This window comes from Pseudomonas ceruminis, assembly GCF_021602025.1.
Lineage (GTDB): Bacteria > Pseudomonadota > Gammaproteobacteria > Pseudomonadales > Pseudomonadaceae > Aquipseudomonas > Aquipseudomonas ceruminis.
This window is the reverse complement of record NZ_BQHW01000039.1, coordinates 1-17,531: the sequence shown is the minus strand read 5'-3', so window position 1 is coordinate 17,531 and position 17,531 is coordinate 1. Positions and strand designations below refer to the sequence as shown.

Annotated in this window: 14 protein-coding genes; 5 read left to right on the top strand and 9 right to left on the bottom strand. The window is 63.5% G+C overall.

The genetic code is table 11. From position 1 onward, the window contains the following. Positions 1 to 132: 132 nt before the first annotated feature. The 6 genes from L6D80_RS27710 to L6D80_RS27685 all read right to left on the bottom strand — a co-directional run bounded on the left by L6D80_RS27710 (position 133) and on the right by L6D80_RS27685 (position 7,823). A complete protein-coding gene (locus L6D80_RS27710; protein WP_054902940.1) occupies positions 133 to 960 on the bottom strand; it encodes an ABC transporter permease in 828 nt (275 codons plus the stop codon). A gap of 11 nt (positions 961 to 971) precedes the next feature. Next, a complete protein-coding gene (locus tag L6D80_RS27705) occupies positions 972 to 2,219 on the bottom strand; it encodes an ABC transporter permease (RefSeq protein WP_176513857.1) in 1,248 nt (415 codons plus the stop codon). Between the two features lie 138 nt (positions 2,220 to 2,357). After that, positions 2,358 to 3,392 (bottom strand): ABC transporter substrate-binding protein, encoded by a 1,035-nt coding sequence (locus L6D80_RS27700; protein WP_054902942.1) that lies wholly within the window; start codon positions 3,390 to 3,392, stop codon positions 2,358 to 2,360. A 40-nt stretch (positions 3,393 to 3,432) separates the two neighbouring features. Beyond that, positions 3,433 to 4,557, bottom strand: a complete 1,125-nt coding sequence (locus L6D80_RS27695) for an ABC transporter ATP-binding protein (RefSeq protein WP_054902943.1) — start codon at positions 4,555 to 4,557, stop codon at positions 3,433 to 3,435. A 238-nt stretch (positions 4,558 to 4,795) separates the two neighbouring features. Beyond that, positions 4,796 to 5,428 (bottom strand): response regulator, encoded by a 633-nt coding sequence (locus L6D80_RS27690; RefSeq protein ID WP_176513870.1) that lies wholly within the window; start codon positions 5,426 to 5,428, stop codon positions 4,796 to 4,798. A gap of 7 nt (positions 5,429 to 5,435) precedes the next feature. Continuing rightward, positions 5,436 to 7,823 (bottom strand): PAS domain-containing sensor histidine kinase, encoded by a 2,388-nt coding sequence (locus tag L6D80_RS27685; protein ID WP_176513859.1) that lies wholly within the window; start codon positions 7,821 to 7,823, stop codon positions 5,436 to 5,438. Positions 7,824 to 7,918: 95 nt separating this feature from the next. Here L6D80_RS27685 and L6D80_RS27680 point away from each other — a divergent pair, with 95 nt between their 5' ends. Next, positions 7,919 to 8,917, top strand: a complete 999-nt coding sequence (locus tag L6D80_RS27680; protein WP_054902946.1) for an alpha/beta hydrolase family protein — start codon at positions 7,919 to 7,921, stop codon at positions 8,915 to 8,917. A gap of 42 nt (positions 8,918 to 8,959) precedes the next feature. Here L6D80_RS27680 and L6D80_RS27675 read toward each other — a convergent pair whose 3' ends face one another. From L6D80_RS27675 to L6D80_RS27665, 3 genes are read right to left on the bottom strand one after another with little or no spacing between them, the layout of a single operon-like run. Beyond that, complete coding sequence (locus tag L6D80_RS27675; RefSeq protein ID WP_176513861.1) at positions 8,960 to 9,724, bottom strand: TerB family tellurite resistance protein; 765 nt, start codon at positions 9,722 to 9,724, stop codon at positions 8,960 to 8,962. A gap of 1 nt (position 9,725) precedes the next feature. Then, entirely contained in the window at positions 9,726 to 10,397 is a 672-nt protein-coding gene (murU, locus tag L6D80_RS27670) for an N-acetylmuramate alpha-1-phosphate uridylyltransferase MurU (RefSeq protein WP_054902948.1), read from the bottom strand. Then, positions 10,394 to 11,413 carry an aminoglycoside phosphotransferase family protein gene (locus L6D80_RS27665; RefSeq protein WP_176513863.1) on the bottom strand — a complete coding sequence of 340 codons (1,020 nt, stop codon included), beginning with the start codon at positions 11,411 to 11,413 and terminating at the stop codon, positions 10,394 to 10,396. The genes murU and L6D80_RS27665 overlap by 4 nt, the downstream gene beginning before the upstream one ends. A gap of 130 nt (positions 11,414 to 11,543) precedes the next feature. On the opposite strand from L6D80_RS27665, the gene L6D80_RS27660 reads away from it, so the two are divergent. From L6D80_RS27660 to rsmA, 4 genes are read left to right on the top strand one after another with little or no spacing between them, the layout of a single operon-like run. Then, the gene (locus L6D80_RS27660) at positions 11,544 to 14,348 is read left to right on the top strand and encodes an LPS-assembly protein LptD (protein ID WP_176513866.1); all 2,805 of its coding nucleotides are present in this window, start codon (positions 11,544 to 11,546) and stop codon (positions 14,346 to 14,348) included. Next, positions 14,323 to 15,648 (top strand): peptidylprolyl isomerase SurA, encoded by a 1,326-nt coding sequence (gene surA, locus L6D80_RS27655; protein WP_176513868.1) that lies wholly within the window; start codon positions 14,323 to 14,325, stop codon positions 15,646 to 15,648. The genes L6D80_RS27660 and surA overlap by 26 nt, the downstream gene beginning before the upstream one ends. Continuing rightward, positions 15,645 to 16,634, top strand: a complete 990-nt coding sequence (gene pdxA, locus L6D80_RS27650) for a 4-hydroxythreonine-4-phosphate dehydrogenase PdxA (RefSeq protein ID WP_054902952.1) — start codon at positions 15,645 to 15,647, stop codon at positions 16,632 to 16,634. The genes surA and pdxA overlap by 4 nt, the downstream gene beginning before the upstream one ends. Beyond that, positions 16,631 to 17,431, top strand: a complete 801-nt coding sequence (gene rsmA, locus L6D80_RS27645) for a 16S rRNA (adenine(1518)-N(6)/adenine(1519)-N(6))-dimethyltransferase RsmA (RefSeq protein ID WP_054902953.1) — start codon at positions 16,631 to 16,633, stop codon at positions 17,429 to 17,431. Before pdxA ends, rsmA begins: the two co-directional genes overlap by 4 nt. Positions 17,432 to 17,531: the final 100 nt, after the last annotated feature.

Sequence of the window (17,531 nt, the reverse complement as noted above, 5' to 3'; positions counted from 1 at the left end):
CAGAATCACGGTGGCGCGCATTGTAACCCAGGGAAAAGGATACGGGCTGATTGGTATCAATCTGGGTGGACGGGGGCCTGTTTGGTATTGCCTGCCCCGCCCGCCTCGCCGGTACCACCCTGTGCTTACGGGTCAAGCCGGCTGTTGAGTGCGCAGCTTTTCGCTGCGCCCACGCAACCACTCCAGGGTCAGCAGCAACACCACCGAAAACGCGATCAGCAAGGTCGCCGCCGCCGCAATCGTCGGGCTCAGGTTCTCGCGGATGCCGCTGAACATCTGCCGCGGCAGAGTGGCCTGTTCCGGCCCGGCGAGGAACAGCGTTACCACCACCTCATCGAACGAAGTGGCGAAGGCAAACAGCGCACCGGAGATGACGCCAGGCGCGATCAGCGGCAAGGTGACCTTGCGAAACGCCAGCAAAGGCGAGGCCCCCAGGCTGGCCGCCGCTCGCACCAGGTTGTAGTTGAAGCCCTGCAAGGTCGCTGACACCGTGATGATGACGAACGGCACACCCAGCACCGCGTGCACCAGGATCAGCGAAATGAAGCTGTTACCCATGCCCAGTGGGGCGAAAAACAGGTAACTGGCCACACCAATGATCACCACCGGCACTACCATCGGCGAAATCACCAGCGCCATCACCAGCGATTTGCCGGGGAAATTGCTGCGGGTCAGGCCAATCGAGGCCAGGGTGCCGAACACCATGGCCAATACCGTGGCCGCCGGGGCGACGATGATGCTGTTCTTCAGCGCCCGCATCCACTCGGCCGAGGCGAAGAAATCCTGGTACCACTGCAACGAAAAACCCTGCAACGGGTACACCAGAAAGCTGCCGCTGTTGAACGACAGCGGCACGATCACCAGCACCGGCAACACCAGGAACAACAGGATCAGGCCGCACAGAATGCGCAGGCTGTAGAACCACACCCGCTCCACGGGCGACATGTATGGGCTCAGCATCTCTAGGCTCCTCAGCTCAGGCGCAGTCGGCTGGCGCCGACCAGCCAGCTATAGATCAGGTACAGCAGCACGGTCGCCAGCAGCAACAGCCCACCCAGCGCGGTGGCCATGCCCCAGTTGATGCTGGTGTTGGTATAGAAGGCGACGAAGTAGCTGACCATCTGGTCGTTCGGGCTGCCAAGCAGTGCCGGGGTGATGTAGTAGCCGATGGCCAGAATGAACACCAACAGGCATCCGGCGCCCACGCCCGCATAGGTTTGCGGGAAGTACACCCGCCAGAAGCTGGCGAACGGGTGACAACCCAGCGAGATCGCTGCGCGCATGTAACTTGGCGAGATGCCTTTCATCACGCTGTACAGCGGCAGGATCATGAACGGCAGAAGGATATGCACCATCGAGATGTACACACCGGTGCGATTGAACACCAGCTCCAGTGGCTGGTCGATGATCCCCATGGCCATCAGCGCACTGTTGATCAGACCTCCCGATTGCAACAGCACGATCCACGCGGCGACCCGCACCAGGATCGAAGTCCAGAACGGCAGCAGCACTAGGATCATCAGCAGGTTGCTCTGCCGGGTCGGCAGGTTGGCCAGCAGGTAGGCCAATGGGTAGGCCAGCAACAGGCAGATGGCCGTGATCACCACCCCCATCCACAGGGTGCGGGCAAAGATATCCAGGTAGATGGCCTGGTCGGGGGTGGCCTTGGCCAGCTCGCCGAGGTCATCGATACGGTGGTCGAGCGCCGCCAGCAGGTAGAACGAGGTGACCGAGCTGGTGTTGCGCCGGATCGCCTGCCAGTAAGCCGGGTCGCCCCAACGCTCGTCGAGGGCCTGCAAGGCATCTTTATAGGAACCAGGCTCGGCCTTGAACGGTAATGCTCGTGCGGTCTTGGCCAACAGGCTGCGGTAGCCGGCCAGCTCCATGTTCAAGCGTTTGGACAGATCACCCAGGGTCTGGTTCTTGCGTGACTCAGCCAGGTCCTGGCTCAGGGCCAGGTAGGCCTCCTCGCCAGGCAGGCCCTTGCCGTCCCAGCGGGACACGGCTTCGACAGTGCGCGGCAAGCCGGCGACCACTTCAGGGTTGCCGACGCTCTTGTACAACAGCGCAGCGATCGGCACCAGGAACACCAGCAGGAGAAACAGCGCCAGCGGCGCGATCAGCGCCTGCGCCTTCCAGCGGTTGACGCGCTCGGCGCGCTTTAGGCGCTGCTTCAGGCTTGGACCTGCGCCTTCGTTGAGGGGCACTGCAATGGCCATGGCGAACTCCGCACAAAACGGCTGAAATCAGGGCTGCTGCGCAGCCATCGCCGGCAGGCCGACTCCCACTGGTACAGTGCTGAGCTCACTGCGGGAGCCGGCTTGCCGGTGATGGGCCGCACAGCGGCTCCGGGTCGTTTACTTCTTCGCCGCCCAGGCGTTGAAGCGTTGCTCCAGCTGCTCGCTGTTGTCAGCCCAGAAAGCCACGTCGATCTGCACCTGGTTGGCGATGTTCTCAGGCGTGGTCGGCATGTCCTTCTTCACCTCATCGGCCAACAGCGGTACGGCTTTGGAATTGGCCGGGCCGTAGGCGATATTCTCGGAGTACGTCTTCTGCTGTTCCGGCTGCACGGTATAGGCAATGAATTTCTTTGCCTGCTCGACATCCTTGGCACCTTTGGGAATGGCCCAAGCGTCGAAGTCGTAGATGCCGCCGTTCCAGACCACCTTGAGGTTGCTCTCTTTCTGCACGGCGGCAATGCGGCCGTTGTAGGCCGAGCTCATGACCACATCACCCGAGGCCAGATACTGCGGTGGCTGGGCGCCAGCTTCCCACCACTGGATGCTGGGCTTGAGCTCATCGAGCTTCTTGAACGCGCGGTCCACGCCTTCCTTGGTACCAAGCACCTGGTACACATCCTTCGGCGCCACGCCATCGGCCATCAGGGCGAACTCGAGGGTGTACTTGGCGCCCTTACGCAGGCCGCGCTTGCCCGGGAATTTCTTCGTGTCCCAGAAATCCGCCCAACTGGTAGGCGCGGTCTTGAGCTTGTCGGCGTTGTAGGCCAGCACCGTGGACCAGACGAAGAAACCGACGCCGCACGGCTGGATGGCCCCCTTCACGTAATCGCTTTCGTTGCCAAACAGGGCCGGATCGAGCTCCTCGAACATACCCTCGTCACAACCACGCGCCAGCTCTGGCGACTCCACCTCCACCAGGTTCCAGGACACGCTCTTGGTGTCGACCATGGCTTTGACCTTGGCCATCTCACCGTTGTACTCGCCTGCGACGATCTTGCCGTTGCCGGCTTTCTCCCACGGCTCGTAGAACGCCTTGACCTGGGCCGCCTTGTTGGCACCGCCGAAGGACACCACGGTCAGGTCAGCCGCCATGGCCTGGCCGGCGGCGAACAGGCCGAGGGCCAGGGCGGTCAGTTTCAACTGCTTGCGCATTATTATTCTCTCCACAGTACAGGGTTGGTGAAGCATTCCATCAGTGGGCTTCGGCAATCGGATCGAGCGCGCGAGCGTGCTCCACCTCCCAGCCCAGCGGTACCACATCGCCCACGGCCAGAGCCGGGTCGAGCTCGGCGATCGGCTGCTTCACGAAGAAGTCGGCCTTGCCGCAGACTTCCAGGCGCACCCGCACGTGGTCGCCCAGGTAGATGAATTCAGCCACACGGCCAGAGAAGCGGTTTACGCAATGTTCGCTGTGGCCGTTGAGGCGCACACGCTCCGGGCGCACCGAAAGGGTGACCGGGTCGCCGGCCTGGCCAACGTTCACCGCCAGGGCCTCGACCCGTTCGCCGCGGGCCAGTTGCACCTGGCAGCGGTGGCCGTCGCTGGCCAGCAGCGTGCCGTTGATGCGGTTGTTCTCACCAATGAAGTTGGCGACAAAGGTATTGCGCGGTTCTTCATAGAGGGTGCGCGGGTCGGCGATCTGCTGGATCTCGCCCTGGTGGAACACCGCCACACGGTCGGACATGGTCAGCGCTTCGCCCTGGTCGTGGGTGACGTACACCACGGTCACGCCCAGGCGTTGGTGAATGTGCTTGATCTCCATCTGCATGTGCTCGCGCAGCTGCTTGTCCAAGGCACCGAGGGGTTCGTCCATCAACACCAGCTGTGGCTCGAACACCAATGCGCGGGCCAGGGCCACCCGCTGCTGCTGGCCGCCGGACAATTGGCCAGGGTAACGTTTGGCGAAGGCATCGAGCTGGACCATGTTGAGCACCCGCTTGACCCGCTCACTGATATCGGTCTTGCTCAGGTTGCGCACGCTCAGCGGAAAGGCCAGGTTCTCGGCCACGGTCATGTGCGGGAACAGCGCATAGTTCTGGAACACCATGCCGATGTCGCGCTTGTGGGGCGGTACGTTGTTGATCGAGCGGCCTGCCAGTTGGATTTCACCGGCGGTGGGGGTCTCGAAGCCGGCGAGCATCATCAAACTCGTGGTTTTGCCCGAGCCGGACGGGCCAAGCAAGGTGAGGAATTCACCTTTGCGAATGTCCAGGTTGAGGTCTTTGACGATCAACGACTCGCCGTCGTAGCTCTTCTGCACACCACGGAAGCTGACCAGCGTCTCGCTGGTAGCCGCGTTCGAATTCGCCTCGCTCATGCCTGCACCTTCTTGTTGGAATGACTGCGTAGGCAAAGACTAGAGAAGGCGCAAAGGCCCGGAAATCGGGGCTGCAGAGAGAATGCCATCATCCTGAGAGAAGACTTGCTGTAGGGATCGCCCTACAAAGATGGCGGGATTGGAATGCTGCACCGTGTCTGGTCTGGCCTCTTCACGGGCAAATCCGCTTCCCAGGGCACAGCAGTTGCCCGGGAGGCCGGTGTCGCAACCAGAACAGTCACACCAGCTTATGCTCCATGGCGTACTTCACCAGCTCGGCCAGCGAACTGACCTTGAGCTTCTGCATCAACCGCGCCTTGTGGGTACTGATGGTCTTGCTCGACAGCGCCAGCTGCTGGGCAATGTCGTTGACGTTGGCGCCCTGAGCCAAGCGCTCGAACACCGAGAACTCGCGCTCCGAGAGCAGGGTATGCAACGGCCGGTTCTCGGTCAGGCCCACCTCGAACACCATGCGGTCGGCCAGCGCCGGGTCGATGTAGCGCCCACCTCCAGCCACCCGCCGGATGGCCGTGAGCAACAGCGCTGGGTCACTGTCCTTGGTCGCATACCCCGCCGCACCTGCCTTGAGCGCGCGAGCGGCCATCTGCGCCTCATCGTGCATCGACAGCATCAGGATCGCCGGCGGGTTGTGCAACGCACGGATGCGCGCAATCGCTTCCAGCCCATTCACCCCTGGCATGGAGATATCCAGCAGCACCACTTCGCAGGGCGTATGGCGCAGCGCCTCGAGCAGTTGCTCGCCGTTCCCGGCTTCCCCCGCCACTTGCAGGTCCTTGGCCAGGCCGATCAACTGCTTGATGCCTTCGCGGACAATGGTGTGGTCTTCTGCCACCAACACTCGAATCACAATCGCTCTCCTAGTCCAACGCAATGGTCACGCTCAGGCTGGTGCCCTCGCCTGGCTCGCTGTGCAACTGCACGCTGCCGCCGAGCATCAGCACCCGCTCACGCACCCCGACCAAGCCGAACGAGGAGGGGCGGGGCTGATCATGGCAAAAACCGATGCCATCATCGCTGACCGTCATGCGCAGCAGCCCCTGCTCGTGCACCAGCTCGATCTCAACGCTGTGCGCCTGGGCATGGCGCATGACATTGGTCAGGGCCTCTTGCAGTATGCGAAACAGCCCAGTGGCCTTGGCATCGCTCAATGCTGGCAGATTATCCGGCACCTGCACCAGGCAGGGAATCTGCGTGCGCGCCTCGAAACGCCGTGCCTGCCATTCGATGGCCGAGGCGATGCCAGCATCGAGGATCGGCGGGCGCAGCGCCGTGGCCACATCTCGTACCAGTTGAAACAGCTGGGCTATCAGGCGCTTCATGCTGGCCAGCCGTTCGTTCAGCCCGGGGTCGAGCTCGGCAAAGGCCAGCTCGCACATTGATACTTCCAGCTTGAGCACCGTGAGCATCTGCCCCAGTTCATCGTGCACCTCACGGGCAATGCGCGCCTTTTCTTCCTCACGCACACTCTCCAGGTGCGCTGACAGCTCGCGCAACTGCTCTTGAGACCTGGCCAGCGCCAACTCTGCCCGCTTGCCCTGGGTGATGTCCCAGACGATGCCGTCCCAGACCACACGGCCATTGGCCAGGCGCCGGGTGCTGGCCTTGATATCGGCCCAGCGCTCTTCGCCGTCGCGGGTCAGGATGCGGCCCTGCCAGGACCAGTCCCGATCGCTGGCTATGGCCAAGTCCTGGACCTGGTGATAATCCGCCCTGTCCTCTGGGTGGACCAGATTGCGCAAGCCCATCTGCGGGTGCTGGATTTGCGCGGGCGTGTAGCCCACCAGTGCCTCGCTGCCCTCGCTGATATAAGGAAACTCAAGGTCACCCTCCGCTGGCGTGGGTTCCAGGCGGAACACCAACCCCGGCACGTTGCCAGCAATGCCCTTGAGTCGCGCCTCGCTTTCGCGCAGCGCCGCCAGGGCGCGGTGGCGCTCGGTGACATCAGCCAGATAGACCACCAGGTACTCGGCATCGCGAAAGCGCAGAAAACTCAGCGACAATTCCACGGGCAACAGGCTGCCATCGGCGCGCAGGCAGTGCGTTTCGAACTGCCGTGCCCCCGTCTCCCCGGCGCGTGCGCCCTTCCATAGCTGCAGCCAGCGGTCCATGCTCAGGTTCGGTTCGAAGTCGATCAGTGGGCGCTCCAGCAATGCGGCCTCGTCATAGCCCAGCATGCGTTCGGCAGCGTGGTTGGCGTAGCGCACATGACTGTCCCAATTGACCCAGAGGATACCCACCGTGCTTTGGTCGATGGCGAATTGGCTGAGGCGCAGCGCCTCTTCGCGCACCTGCCGTTCAGCCAGGCTTTCCCGCGTTGCCAGCAAGCTGCGCTCCAGCTGGCGCTGCTGCCGGCGTTGCCATACCAGCGTCGCCAGGGCACAGAGCAACAGCAGGCCGAACAGCAAGGCCAGGTTCTGCCAGAAGCCGGCCGATTCGCTCAGGCGCGGGTACTTAGGCTGCAACCAACGCTGGTGAAGTTGCTCCAGGTCCTTGGCCGGCATGGCTTGCAGGCCACGCTCAAGCACATCGGCCAATAGCGGCCAGTCAGGCCGCGAACCCACCCGCAGCAATTGTGGCAGGCCGATATCGCCGACAATCGCCAACTCGCCGAACTCGCTCTCACGGGATAACCGGCTGAGCTGAGCTTCATCCAGTACCGCATAGCTGGCCTGACCGCCGATCACCCGTTGCAAGGCCTGGCGCTCGTTGGGCACCCCCTGCAGGCTGAGGTTGACGTAGTTGCCCCGCAGATAGTCAGCCAGCACGCTGGGCATGCGCACCGCCACGCGGTCGCCGGCCTGGAGTTTTTCCAGCTCCACGGCCATCGCGCCCGTACGCGGCCCGACCACCAGTTGCGGAACGCGCATGTACGGGTCGCTGAACAACCACAGGCGCAAGCTCGCGGGTGTTTGCATCAGGCCTGGGGCAAAGTCGACCTCGCCTGCCTGCAAGGCATGCTCGAGGCTGGCCTGGTCGGGGAAGTTGCGCCAAGTGAGGTCCAGCCTGAGCGCTTGCGCCAGCCAGTTCACCAGCTCGACATTGGCGCCGTACAGTTGCTGCAGGCGGCGATCGAACTGAGCGTAGGGGGCATGCAACACCACGCCCACCCGCAGGCTGCGGTGCGCATCCAGCCACTGTTGCTGCGCAGGCTCGAGCGACACCGTCGGTGGTACGTGCGGGTTTGCCAGGGCGATCAAGGGTAACCACAACCCGCCGATAACCAACAGGCGACGCAATCGCTTCATCTACACGCTCGTCTTGGCAAGGGCGGCCATGCAGCATGGCCGTCGCGGGCAAATACTATTAGGCTGCCGGTATCATTCTGGCCTTGGGTTGATTCATGTTCACACTTTATCGCACGACGCTGGCAATGTGCTGCCTCGCCTCACTTCTACCTATCGGCGCGCTGGCCGCCGACGCTGAAAAACCTGCAGCTGCTGCCGAAGCGACTGCCGCGCCCACTCCCAGGCCGCCTCTGCTGGAGCGTAGCCAGGAAGAAGCACAGGCCCTCGAGCGCCTGGTACCCAAGGCTGAGCAGCAGACGCTGCAGGCCGGTGCCGATAGCTTCCTGGCCCTGTGGAAACCCGCCAACGACAGCGACCCGAAAGGCGCGGTGATCATCGTTCCGGGTGCCGGTGAGAACGCCGACTGGCCAAACACGGTCGGCCCACTGCGACGCAAGTTCCCCGATATCGGCTGGCACAGCCTGAGCCTGAGCCTTCCCGACCTGCTTGCCGACAGCCCGCAGGCGCGGGTAGAAGCCACGCCCGCTGCCGAGCCGACAAAAGGCACGGGCGAGACCGCACCGGTAAAAGACACGCCCGCCGATGCCAACGCCAACGTCGCCCAGGCCACCGCCGCCGATGCTGACACCGCAGAAAGCACCGACGCCGAACAGGCCAGCGAACAGAACGACCAGGCCGACGCCGAACGCATCTTCGCTCGCCTGGATGCGGCCGTGGCCTATGCCCAGCAGCACAACGCCCGCAGTATCGTGCTGATCGGCCATGGCAGCGGTGCCTATTGGGCAGCGCGCTACCTCAGCGAGCAGCAGCCGCCGCAGGTGCAGAAACTGGTGATGATCGCCGCGCAGACCCCGGCACGGGTCGAGCATGACTTGGAAAGCCTGACGCCGACCCTCAAGGTGCCGACTGCCGACCTCTACTACGCCACCCGCACCGCTGACCGCAACGCCGCGGCGCAGCGCCTGCAAGCCAGCAAACGGCAGAAGGACAGCCAATACAAGCAGCTTTCGCTGATTGCCATGCCAGCGAACAAGGAGGCCGAGCAGGAACAGTTGTTCCGTCGGGTACGCGGCTGGATGGCGCCGCAGGAATAAACGGCGCCCACGACAACCTTACAAGGGTCTGCGTGGGCAGCCTCAAAACCCGCGCCGCTTGCGGATCAATGCGTAGGCCTGGTGCAGCTCTCGGGTTCGCTCGGTCGCTTCGCGCACCTGCGCGTCGCTGGCCCCGCTCCCTGCCAGCTTGTCCGGGTGATGCCGGCTGACCAGCCGCCGATAGGCCTGCTTGACCCGATCACCTTCGCTGTCGGCCTCGACACCCAGCAACCGCAGCGCGGCCGCGTAGGTCATGCCAGAGCTGGCTGCATTCGTCTTGCGCGGCTCATACTCCAGCGACAGGGCCTGCACCTGACGGCGGCTGAGCCCAAGCTTCTGCCCCCAGTCCAGCAGCAGTTCGCGCTCCTGCTGCCCCGCCTTGCCATCGGCCCAGGCCATGCGCCAGCACGCACGCAGGGTACCCTCGGCCGCATGGGGTTGCAGGCGGATACGGCGCAGGTGGCCGGTAAGGCGATCCTTGCCCGCTTTGCCGCGGTTGAATGCGGCGATGGCACGCAGCCGTGCCGCTTCGGCCAGGTCCAGGCGCACCATTTCCTGGCGAGCCTGCTGGATATGCTGCTCCACCACCCGCCCATCGCTTTTGGCCAGGCGCCCGAGCAGAACGAACAGCAATTCTTCGTCGCGTAATGCCGGCCGGCCACCCAGTCGCTCGCGCATGTCGTCCCAGCCTTGCACACGCAGGCGCCGGTCCATGGCCTGTCCCAGCAGCGCGCCGAGCAGCGCGCCGGGGATGCTGGCGACCGCAAAGCCTGCGCCCAGCCCGATCACCGTGCCTGGCCACCACATATCAGGCGCGCTCGCCGATCAAGCGCTCGACCTCGGCCAGGCGCTCCAGGGTGCCGACATCCACCCAGTGGCCGCGAAAGTGCTCGCCACTGACCTGGCCTGCGGCCATGGCCTGGCGCAGCAGCGGCGCCAGCTTGAAGGCGCCCGCCTGGCAACCGTCGAACAGCGCTGGGTGAAGGATCGACAGCCCACTGAAGGTCAGGGTGCCAGGCGCCTCGTCGCCGTCCACCACCCGCTCGCCTTCCAGCCGGAAGTCCCCACGGCCGTGATGCCCCGGGTTGTCGACCAGCACCAGGTGCGCCAGGCCCCGCAGCGGTACCTGCAGGCGCGAAAAGTCGTAGTCGGTCCAGACATCGCCGTTGATTAACGCAAACGGCGCGTCTCCCAGCAAAGGGAGTGCCTTGAAGATCCCGCCCCCCGTCTCCAGCGGCTCGCCTTCGGGCGAGTAGCGGATGCTCAGGCCGAACTGGCTGCCATCGCCCAAGTGCGCCTCGATCTGCTGGCCGAGCCAGGCGTGGTTGATCACCACCTCGGTAAAGCCTGAGGCCGCCAGGGCGCGCAGGTGATACTCGATCAAGGGTTGGCCGGCGACCGGCACCAGAGGCTTGGGGGTGTGCAGGGTCAGCGGGCGCATGCGCTCGCCTTTGCCTGCCGCCAGGATCATCGCTTTCATGCCTGTGCTCCCGCCTTGAGCGCTGCCAGCAGCAGACCCAGCTCGTCGAGCTCGGGGCGTCGGCTGATCACTTCTTCTATATAAGCGAAGAAGCGTGGCACATCGGCGAGGTAACGCGGCTTGCCGTCCCGGTGGCAGATGCGTGCGAAGATACCGATCACCTTGAGGTGGCGCTGCACGCCCATCAGGTCACTGGCGCGGTGGAAATCCTCGAATGAAGCCTGCACCGGAATACCGGCGGCTTGCGCCTTCTCCCAGTAATTGCGCAGCCAGCCTTCGACACGGGCCTGCGGCCAGCTGAGGAAGGCGTCCTTGAACAGGCAGGTGATGTCATAGGTGACCGGGCCGTAGACCGCGTCCTGGAAATCCAGCACACCCGGGTTGGGCTCGCTGTGCATCAGGTTGCGCGGCATGTAGTCGCGGTGCACCAGCACCTTGGGCTGGGCCAGGGCGCTGTCGATCAGCAAATGGCTGACGCGCTGCCAGGCAGCGGCCTGCGCCTGGCTGAAGGCCAGACCAAGCTCGCGCCCTGCATACCATTCGGGGAACAGTTCGACTTCGCGGCGCAGCAGGGCGTCGTCGTAGCTTGGCAACGGCGCCTCCATCGGCAGGCGCTGGAACGCCAGCAGCGCCTCGATGGCGTCGGCAAACAGTGCATCGGCATTGTCGCCAGTAATGATGTCCAGATATGTCTGATGCCCCAGGTCCCCCAGTAACAGGAAGCCGCGCTCCAGATCCTCGGCGTGAATAACCGGCACATGCACCCCCGCGCTGGCGAGCAGGTGATCGATGGCGACGAATGGTCGGCAGTTCTCCTGGGGCGGCGGTGCATCCATGATCACGAAACTGTGGCCTGCGCCCTCCCAGCGGAAGTAACGGCGGAAGCTGGCATCGCTGCTGGCGGCGGTCAGGCTGCCCTCGGGCACCTCGCCCCAGGCGTTGTTGCGGAAAAGATCATCGAGCTGCTCAGCGAGCCAGACTGTCAGCTGTTGCAGGCGTACATCGTGTTCAGGCATTACAAGGGTCTCCGACGGCCCTAGCCGTCAAGCGGGTCATGCTTTATTATCCAGCATCTTTTTCAGACCATCGAGAGGCGTGCGGCCCCACACGCGGGCAGATGGCACGCAGGAAGCCCGGACTAATAAGATGGCATTGAAATCCCCCGCGTTTCGTAGAAAGTTTCCGTTGCTGGTGACCGGCGGTCTGCTGGCCCTGCAACCTCTGGCCACCTCGTACGTGGTGGCAGCCGAGCAGTTCGACTGCCAAGTGTCCGCCTCCGGTGGTTGGGACTGCAAGCCCAAGGCCCCAGTCAACAACCTCCCACCGCGCCCGGTGCATGAGGGTGCTGCGCTCACGTCAGGTACCGAGGCCCCGTCTGCCGAGGCCGAAAGCGCCGACAAGCCCGTGCTGGTTACCCAGAGCAAGGGCCGCGGCCTGAAGTCGCGTAGCGAAGACTACAGCCATCTCGATTGGGTCCCGCGCGAAAAACTCACCGCAGCCCAGCTGGCCGAGACCGGCCCGTACTGTGGTGGTGCGTACATCGAGCCAACCCGCCCTGGCATGGCTGACACCACGCCCAAGGACGAGTCGCCGACCTACATCAACGCCAAGGTTTCCAAGTACCAGCAGGAGCAGCAGATCGCGACCCTCGCCGGTGACGTGGTCATGCGCCAAGGCAGCATGCAGGCCGAGGCCGACGAAGCCAACCTGTACCAGACCGAGAATCGCGGCGAGCTCAAGGGCAACGTCAAAATCCGCGACAACGGCTCGCTGGTGGTCGGTGACCAGGCACAGATCCAGCTCGACACGGGTGAAGCCCAGGTCGACAACGCCGAATACGTGATGCACAAGTCGCACATTCGCGGCAACGCCCTGTACGCCAAGCGTGGCGAAAACGCCATCATCCGTCTCAAGGACGGCACGTACACCACCTGCGAACCGGGCAGCAACGCCTGGCAGCTCAAGGGCAACAACATCACCCTGAACCCGGCGACCGGCTTCGGTACCGCGACCAACGTCACCCTGCGGGTCAAGGATTTCCCGGTGTTCTACACACCGTACATCTACTTCCCGATCGACGACCGTCGCCAGTCCGGCTTCCTGCCACCTTCGTTCAGCAGCACCAGCGACACCGGCTTCATGCTGGTCACGCCGTACTACTTCAACCTGGCGCCGAACTACGACGCCACCTTGTACCCGCGCTACATGACCAAACGCGGCTTGTTGATGGAAGGCGAGTTCCGCTACCTGACCAAGTCCAGCGAAGGCCAGTTCGGCGGCGCGTACCTGAACGACAAGAACGACGATCGTAAAGACCAGACTGATTACAAAGAACAGCGCTGGATGATCAACTGGCAGCACAAAGGTGGCCTGGACGAGCGCCTGATGACTGAAGTCGATTACACCGATATCAGCGACCCGTTCTACTTCCAGGACCTGGAAAGCGACCAGATTGGCGTTGAAAGCCATGACGTAGTGAACCAGCAAGGTGCACTGACCTGGCGTGGCGACACCTACACCGCTCGGCTGAATGCCCAGGCGTACGAGATGGCGACCCTGTCGCAGATCACCCCGTACAACAAACTGCCGCAGATCACCATCGACGGCATGCTGCCGTACCATCCGGGCGGCTTCGACTTCAGCTACCAGACCGAGGCTGTACGCTTTGACCGGAACCTGAAGGACGACTTCGTTACTGACAAGGATGGCAACCCCGACTTCAGTGCTGGCGCCGCTGGCCGCCGTCTTGACCAGAACGTCAGCGGCATTGCTCGGGCAAACGGCAATCGCCTTAATATCGCACCCGCAATCAGCCTCCCGATGCAGGCCTCCTACGGCTACATCACACCTAAGCTGAAGTACGTTTATACCCAGTACGATCTTGATCTGGATGGCCAAGGCAAGGCTGAGGCGGCCGCCCAGTCAAGCTTGCCAGGTTACGGCAGTTACAACAGTTCCTTGAACCGCGACGTACCAGTCTTCAGCGTCGACAGCGGGCTGTATTTCGACCGCCAGACCCAGTTGTTCGGCTCCAATTATCGCCAGACCCTCGAACCGCGCCTGTTCTACCTCTATGTTCCTTACAAGGATCAGAAGGACATCCCGCTCTTCGACTCCGGCGAAACGCTGTTCAACTTCGATTCGCTGTTCCGCGACAACCGCTTCAGCGGCACCGACCGCATCGGCGACGAGAACAAGCTGTCGCTCGGCGTGACCAGCCGCTGGATCGAAGACAACGGCTTCGAACGCCAGAACGTCAGCATCGGCCAGGCGTATTACTTCAAAGACCGCAAAGTCCAACTGCCAGGTCTCGATTACCGTGACCGCAAGGACTCGCAATCCGACGTATCGCCGTACGCCCTGATGTACAACTACTACTTCAACCGCGACTGGCGCTTCAATTCGGACTTCAACTGGGACCCGGACAGCCGCAGCACCCGCTCGGGCAGCGCGATGTTCCACTACCAGCCTGAAGACAACCCGAACAAGGTGGTCAACCTCGGTTATCGCTACCGCAACGACACCATCGCCTACGACTCCACCACCGGTACCTGGAAGGTGGGCGGCGGCGACTATGGCACGCCAGGCGATCCGAACTACATCAAGGACTACTACAAGATCCAGCAGCACGATTTCTCGGTCATCTGGCCGATCGTCCCGCAATGGAGCGTTATCGCCCGCTGGCAGCATGACTACAACCGCAACCGCACCCTGGAAGCCATGGGCGGTTTCGAGTACGACAACTGCTGCTGGAAGCTGCGTCTGATCAACCGTTACTGGATGGACTACGACGACTTCAGCCAGGCCACTCCGCAGAACGAAAAAGGCGACCATGGCATCTTCCTGCAGATCGTGCTGAAAGGCCTCGGTGGCGTGGTAGGCAACAAGGTCGAATCTTTCCTCGACCAAGGCATTCAAGGTTACCGTGAACGTGAAGACCAAGCTTATTGATCGTCTGCGCCCAGTGTTGCTGGGCGCTGTTTTGCTGAGCGGCGCGGTGCATGCCGCGGTGCAACCCCTGGACCGAGTGGTGGCCATCGTCGACAACGATGTGGTCATGCAAAGCCAACTGGACCAGCGCGTCCACGAGGTGCAGCAAACCATCGCCAAGCGCGGCGGCGGTGTACCGCCAGCCGGCGCGCTGGAGCAGCAGGTTCTGGAGCGCCTGATCGTCGAGAACCTGCAATTGCAGATTGGCGAACGTTCGGGCATCCGCATCACCGATGAAGAACTGAACCAGGCCATTGGCACCATTGCCCAGCGCAACGGCATGACCCTGGACCAGTTCCGCGCCGCCCTGGCCCACGACGGCCTGTCGTTCGACGATGCCCGCGAGCAGGTCAAGCGTGAAATGATCATCAGCCGCGTGCGCCAGCGCCGCGTGGCCGAGCGCATCCAGGTGTCCGAGCAGGAAGTGAAGAACTTCCTCAACTCCGACCTGGGCAAGATGCAGATGTCGGAAGAGTACCGCCTGGCCAACATCCTGATCCCGACCCCGGAAGGCGCCAATTCGGACGCCATCCAGGCCGCAGCACGTCAGGTCGGCGACGTTTACCAGCAGCTCAAGCAGGGCGCGGATTTTGGCCAGATGGCCATCGCTCGCTCGGCCAGCGAAAACGCCCTGGAAGGCGGCGAGATGGGCTGGCGTAAGGCCGGCCAGCTGCCACCGGACTTCGCCAAGCTGCTCAGCAGCATGGCCATCGGTGATATCACCCAGCCAATCCGCATCCCCAACGGCTTCATCATCCTCAAGCTGGAAGAGAAGCGCGGTGGCAGCGAGAACGTGCTGCGTGATGAAGTGCATGTGCGCCACATTCTGATCAAGCCAAGCGAAGTTCGCAGCGAAGCGGCCACCAAGCAGCTCGCCGAGAAACTCTACGAGCGGATCAATGACGGCGAAGACTTCGCCACCCTGGCGAAAAGCTTCTCGGAAGACCCGGGTTCGGCGCTCAACGGCGGCGACCTCAACTGGGTCGACCCGAACAGCCTGGTACCTGAGTTCCGCGAGCAGATGGCCAACGCCCAGCAAGGCGTGGTGACCAAACCGTTCAAGACCCAGTACGGCTGGCATGTTCTGGAAGTGCTGGGCCGCCGCGCCACCGACAGCACCGAACAGGCCCGTGAGCAACAGGCCCTGAACGTCCTGCGCAACCGCAAGTACGACGAAGAGCTGCAGACCTGGCTGCGCCAGATCCGCGACGAAGCCTACGTTGAAATCAAGCTGCCTGGCGCTGACCAGGCCGTACAGTGAAGCCGCTGCGCTTCGCTGTCACCCCCGGTGAACCAGCCGGCATAGGCCCCGACCTGTGCCTGCTGCTCGCCGCCGACGCCCAGCCCCACCCTCTGATCGCCATCACCAGCCGTGACCTGCTCGCCGAGCGGGCCACGCAGCTGGGGCTGGCTGTCAGCCTGCTACCCGTAAGCCCAGGCCAATGGCCCGACCAGCCTGCGCCTGCTGGCAGCCTGTATGTCTGGGATACGCCATTGGCCGCAGCGGTGGTGCCAGGCCAACTGGATAAAGCCAACGCGGCGTTCGTCCTGCAAACCCTGACCCGCGCCGGCCAGGGCTGCCTCGACGGCCACTTCGACGGGATGATCACCGCCCCCGTGCACAAGGGCGTGATCAACGAAAGCGGCATCGCCTTTTCCGGCCATACCGAGTTCCTGGCTGACCTGACCCACACCACCCAGGTGGTGATGATGCTGGCCACCCATGGCCTGCGCGTGGCGCTGGTGACCACGCACCTGCCCTTGCGGGACATCGCCGACGCCATCACCGCAGAGCGCGTGGAACGGGTTACCCGCATCCTGCACGCCGACATGCGTGACAAGTTCGGCATTGCCAACCCGCGCATCCTGGTCTGCGGGCTCAACCCGCATGCCGGGGAAGGCGGCCACCTTGGCCGCGAAGAAATCGACATCATCGAGCCGACACTGGCCCGCCTGCGCACCGAAGGCATGGACCTGCGCGGCCCGCTGCCGGCCGATACCCTGTTTACCCCCAAATATCTGGAGCACTGCGACGCGGTGCTGGCGATGTACCACGACCAAGGCCTGCCCGTGCTCAAGTACAAAGGCTTTGGCGCCGCAGTCAATGTGACCCTGGGCCTGCCGATCATCCGCACGTCGGTCGATCATGGCACCGCCCTGGACCTGGCCGGCACCGGCAAGGTCGATACCGGCAGCCTGCGCGTCGCCCTGGAAACCGCCTACCAGATGGCCGAGAACCGACCATGAACGAGCAATACCAACACCGGGCGCGCAAGCGCTTCGGGCAGAACTTCCTGCACGACGCGGGCATCATCGACCGCATCCTGCGCGCCATCAACGCCAAGGCCGGGGAACACCTGCTGGAAATCGGCCCAGGCCAGGGCGCCCTCACCGAGGGCCTGCTGGGCAGCGGCGCACAACTGGACGTCGTCGAGCTGGACAAGGACCTGGTGCCGATCCTGCAGCACAAGTTCGCCGGCCGCGACAACTTCCGCCTGCACCAGGGTGATGCCCTGAAGTTCGACTTCAACCAGTTGGGCGTGCCACCGCGCAGCCTCAAGGTGGTCGGCAACCTGCCTTACAACATTTCCACCCCACTGATCTTCCACCTACTCAGCCATGCTGGGCTGATCCGCGACATGCACTTCATGCTGCAGAAGGAAGTGGTCGAGCGCATGGCTGCAGGGCCAGGCGGCGGTGACTGGGGGCGCTTGTCGATCATGGTCCAGTACCACTGCCGGGTCGAGCACCTGTTCAACGTCGGCCCCGGCGCGTTCAACCCGCCGCCGAAGGTGGACTCGGCCATCGTGCGCCTGGTGCCGCATGAAGTGCTGCCGTTCCCGGCCAAGGACCCTCTGCTGCTCGAACGCGTGGTTCGCGAAGCCTTCAACCAGCGACGCAAAACGTTGCGCAACACCCTCAAAGGCCTGCTCGACAGCCAGGCCATTGAGGCCGCCGGTGTCGATGGCAGCCTGCGTCCCGAGCAACTGGACCTGGCAGCATTCGTGCGCCTGGCCGACCAGCTGGCGGTACAGCAAGCCTGATAGCACCCATACTGGCCGTTTCGTGGGCAACCCTGCGAAGCGGCCGGTAATGTTCTCCCACACCTGCCAGCCTGCGCCCCTCCCCCACACCACTGGCCCT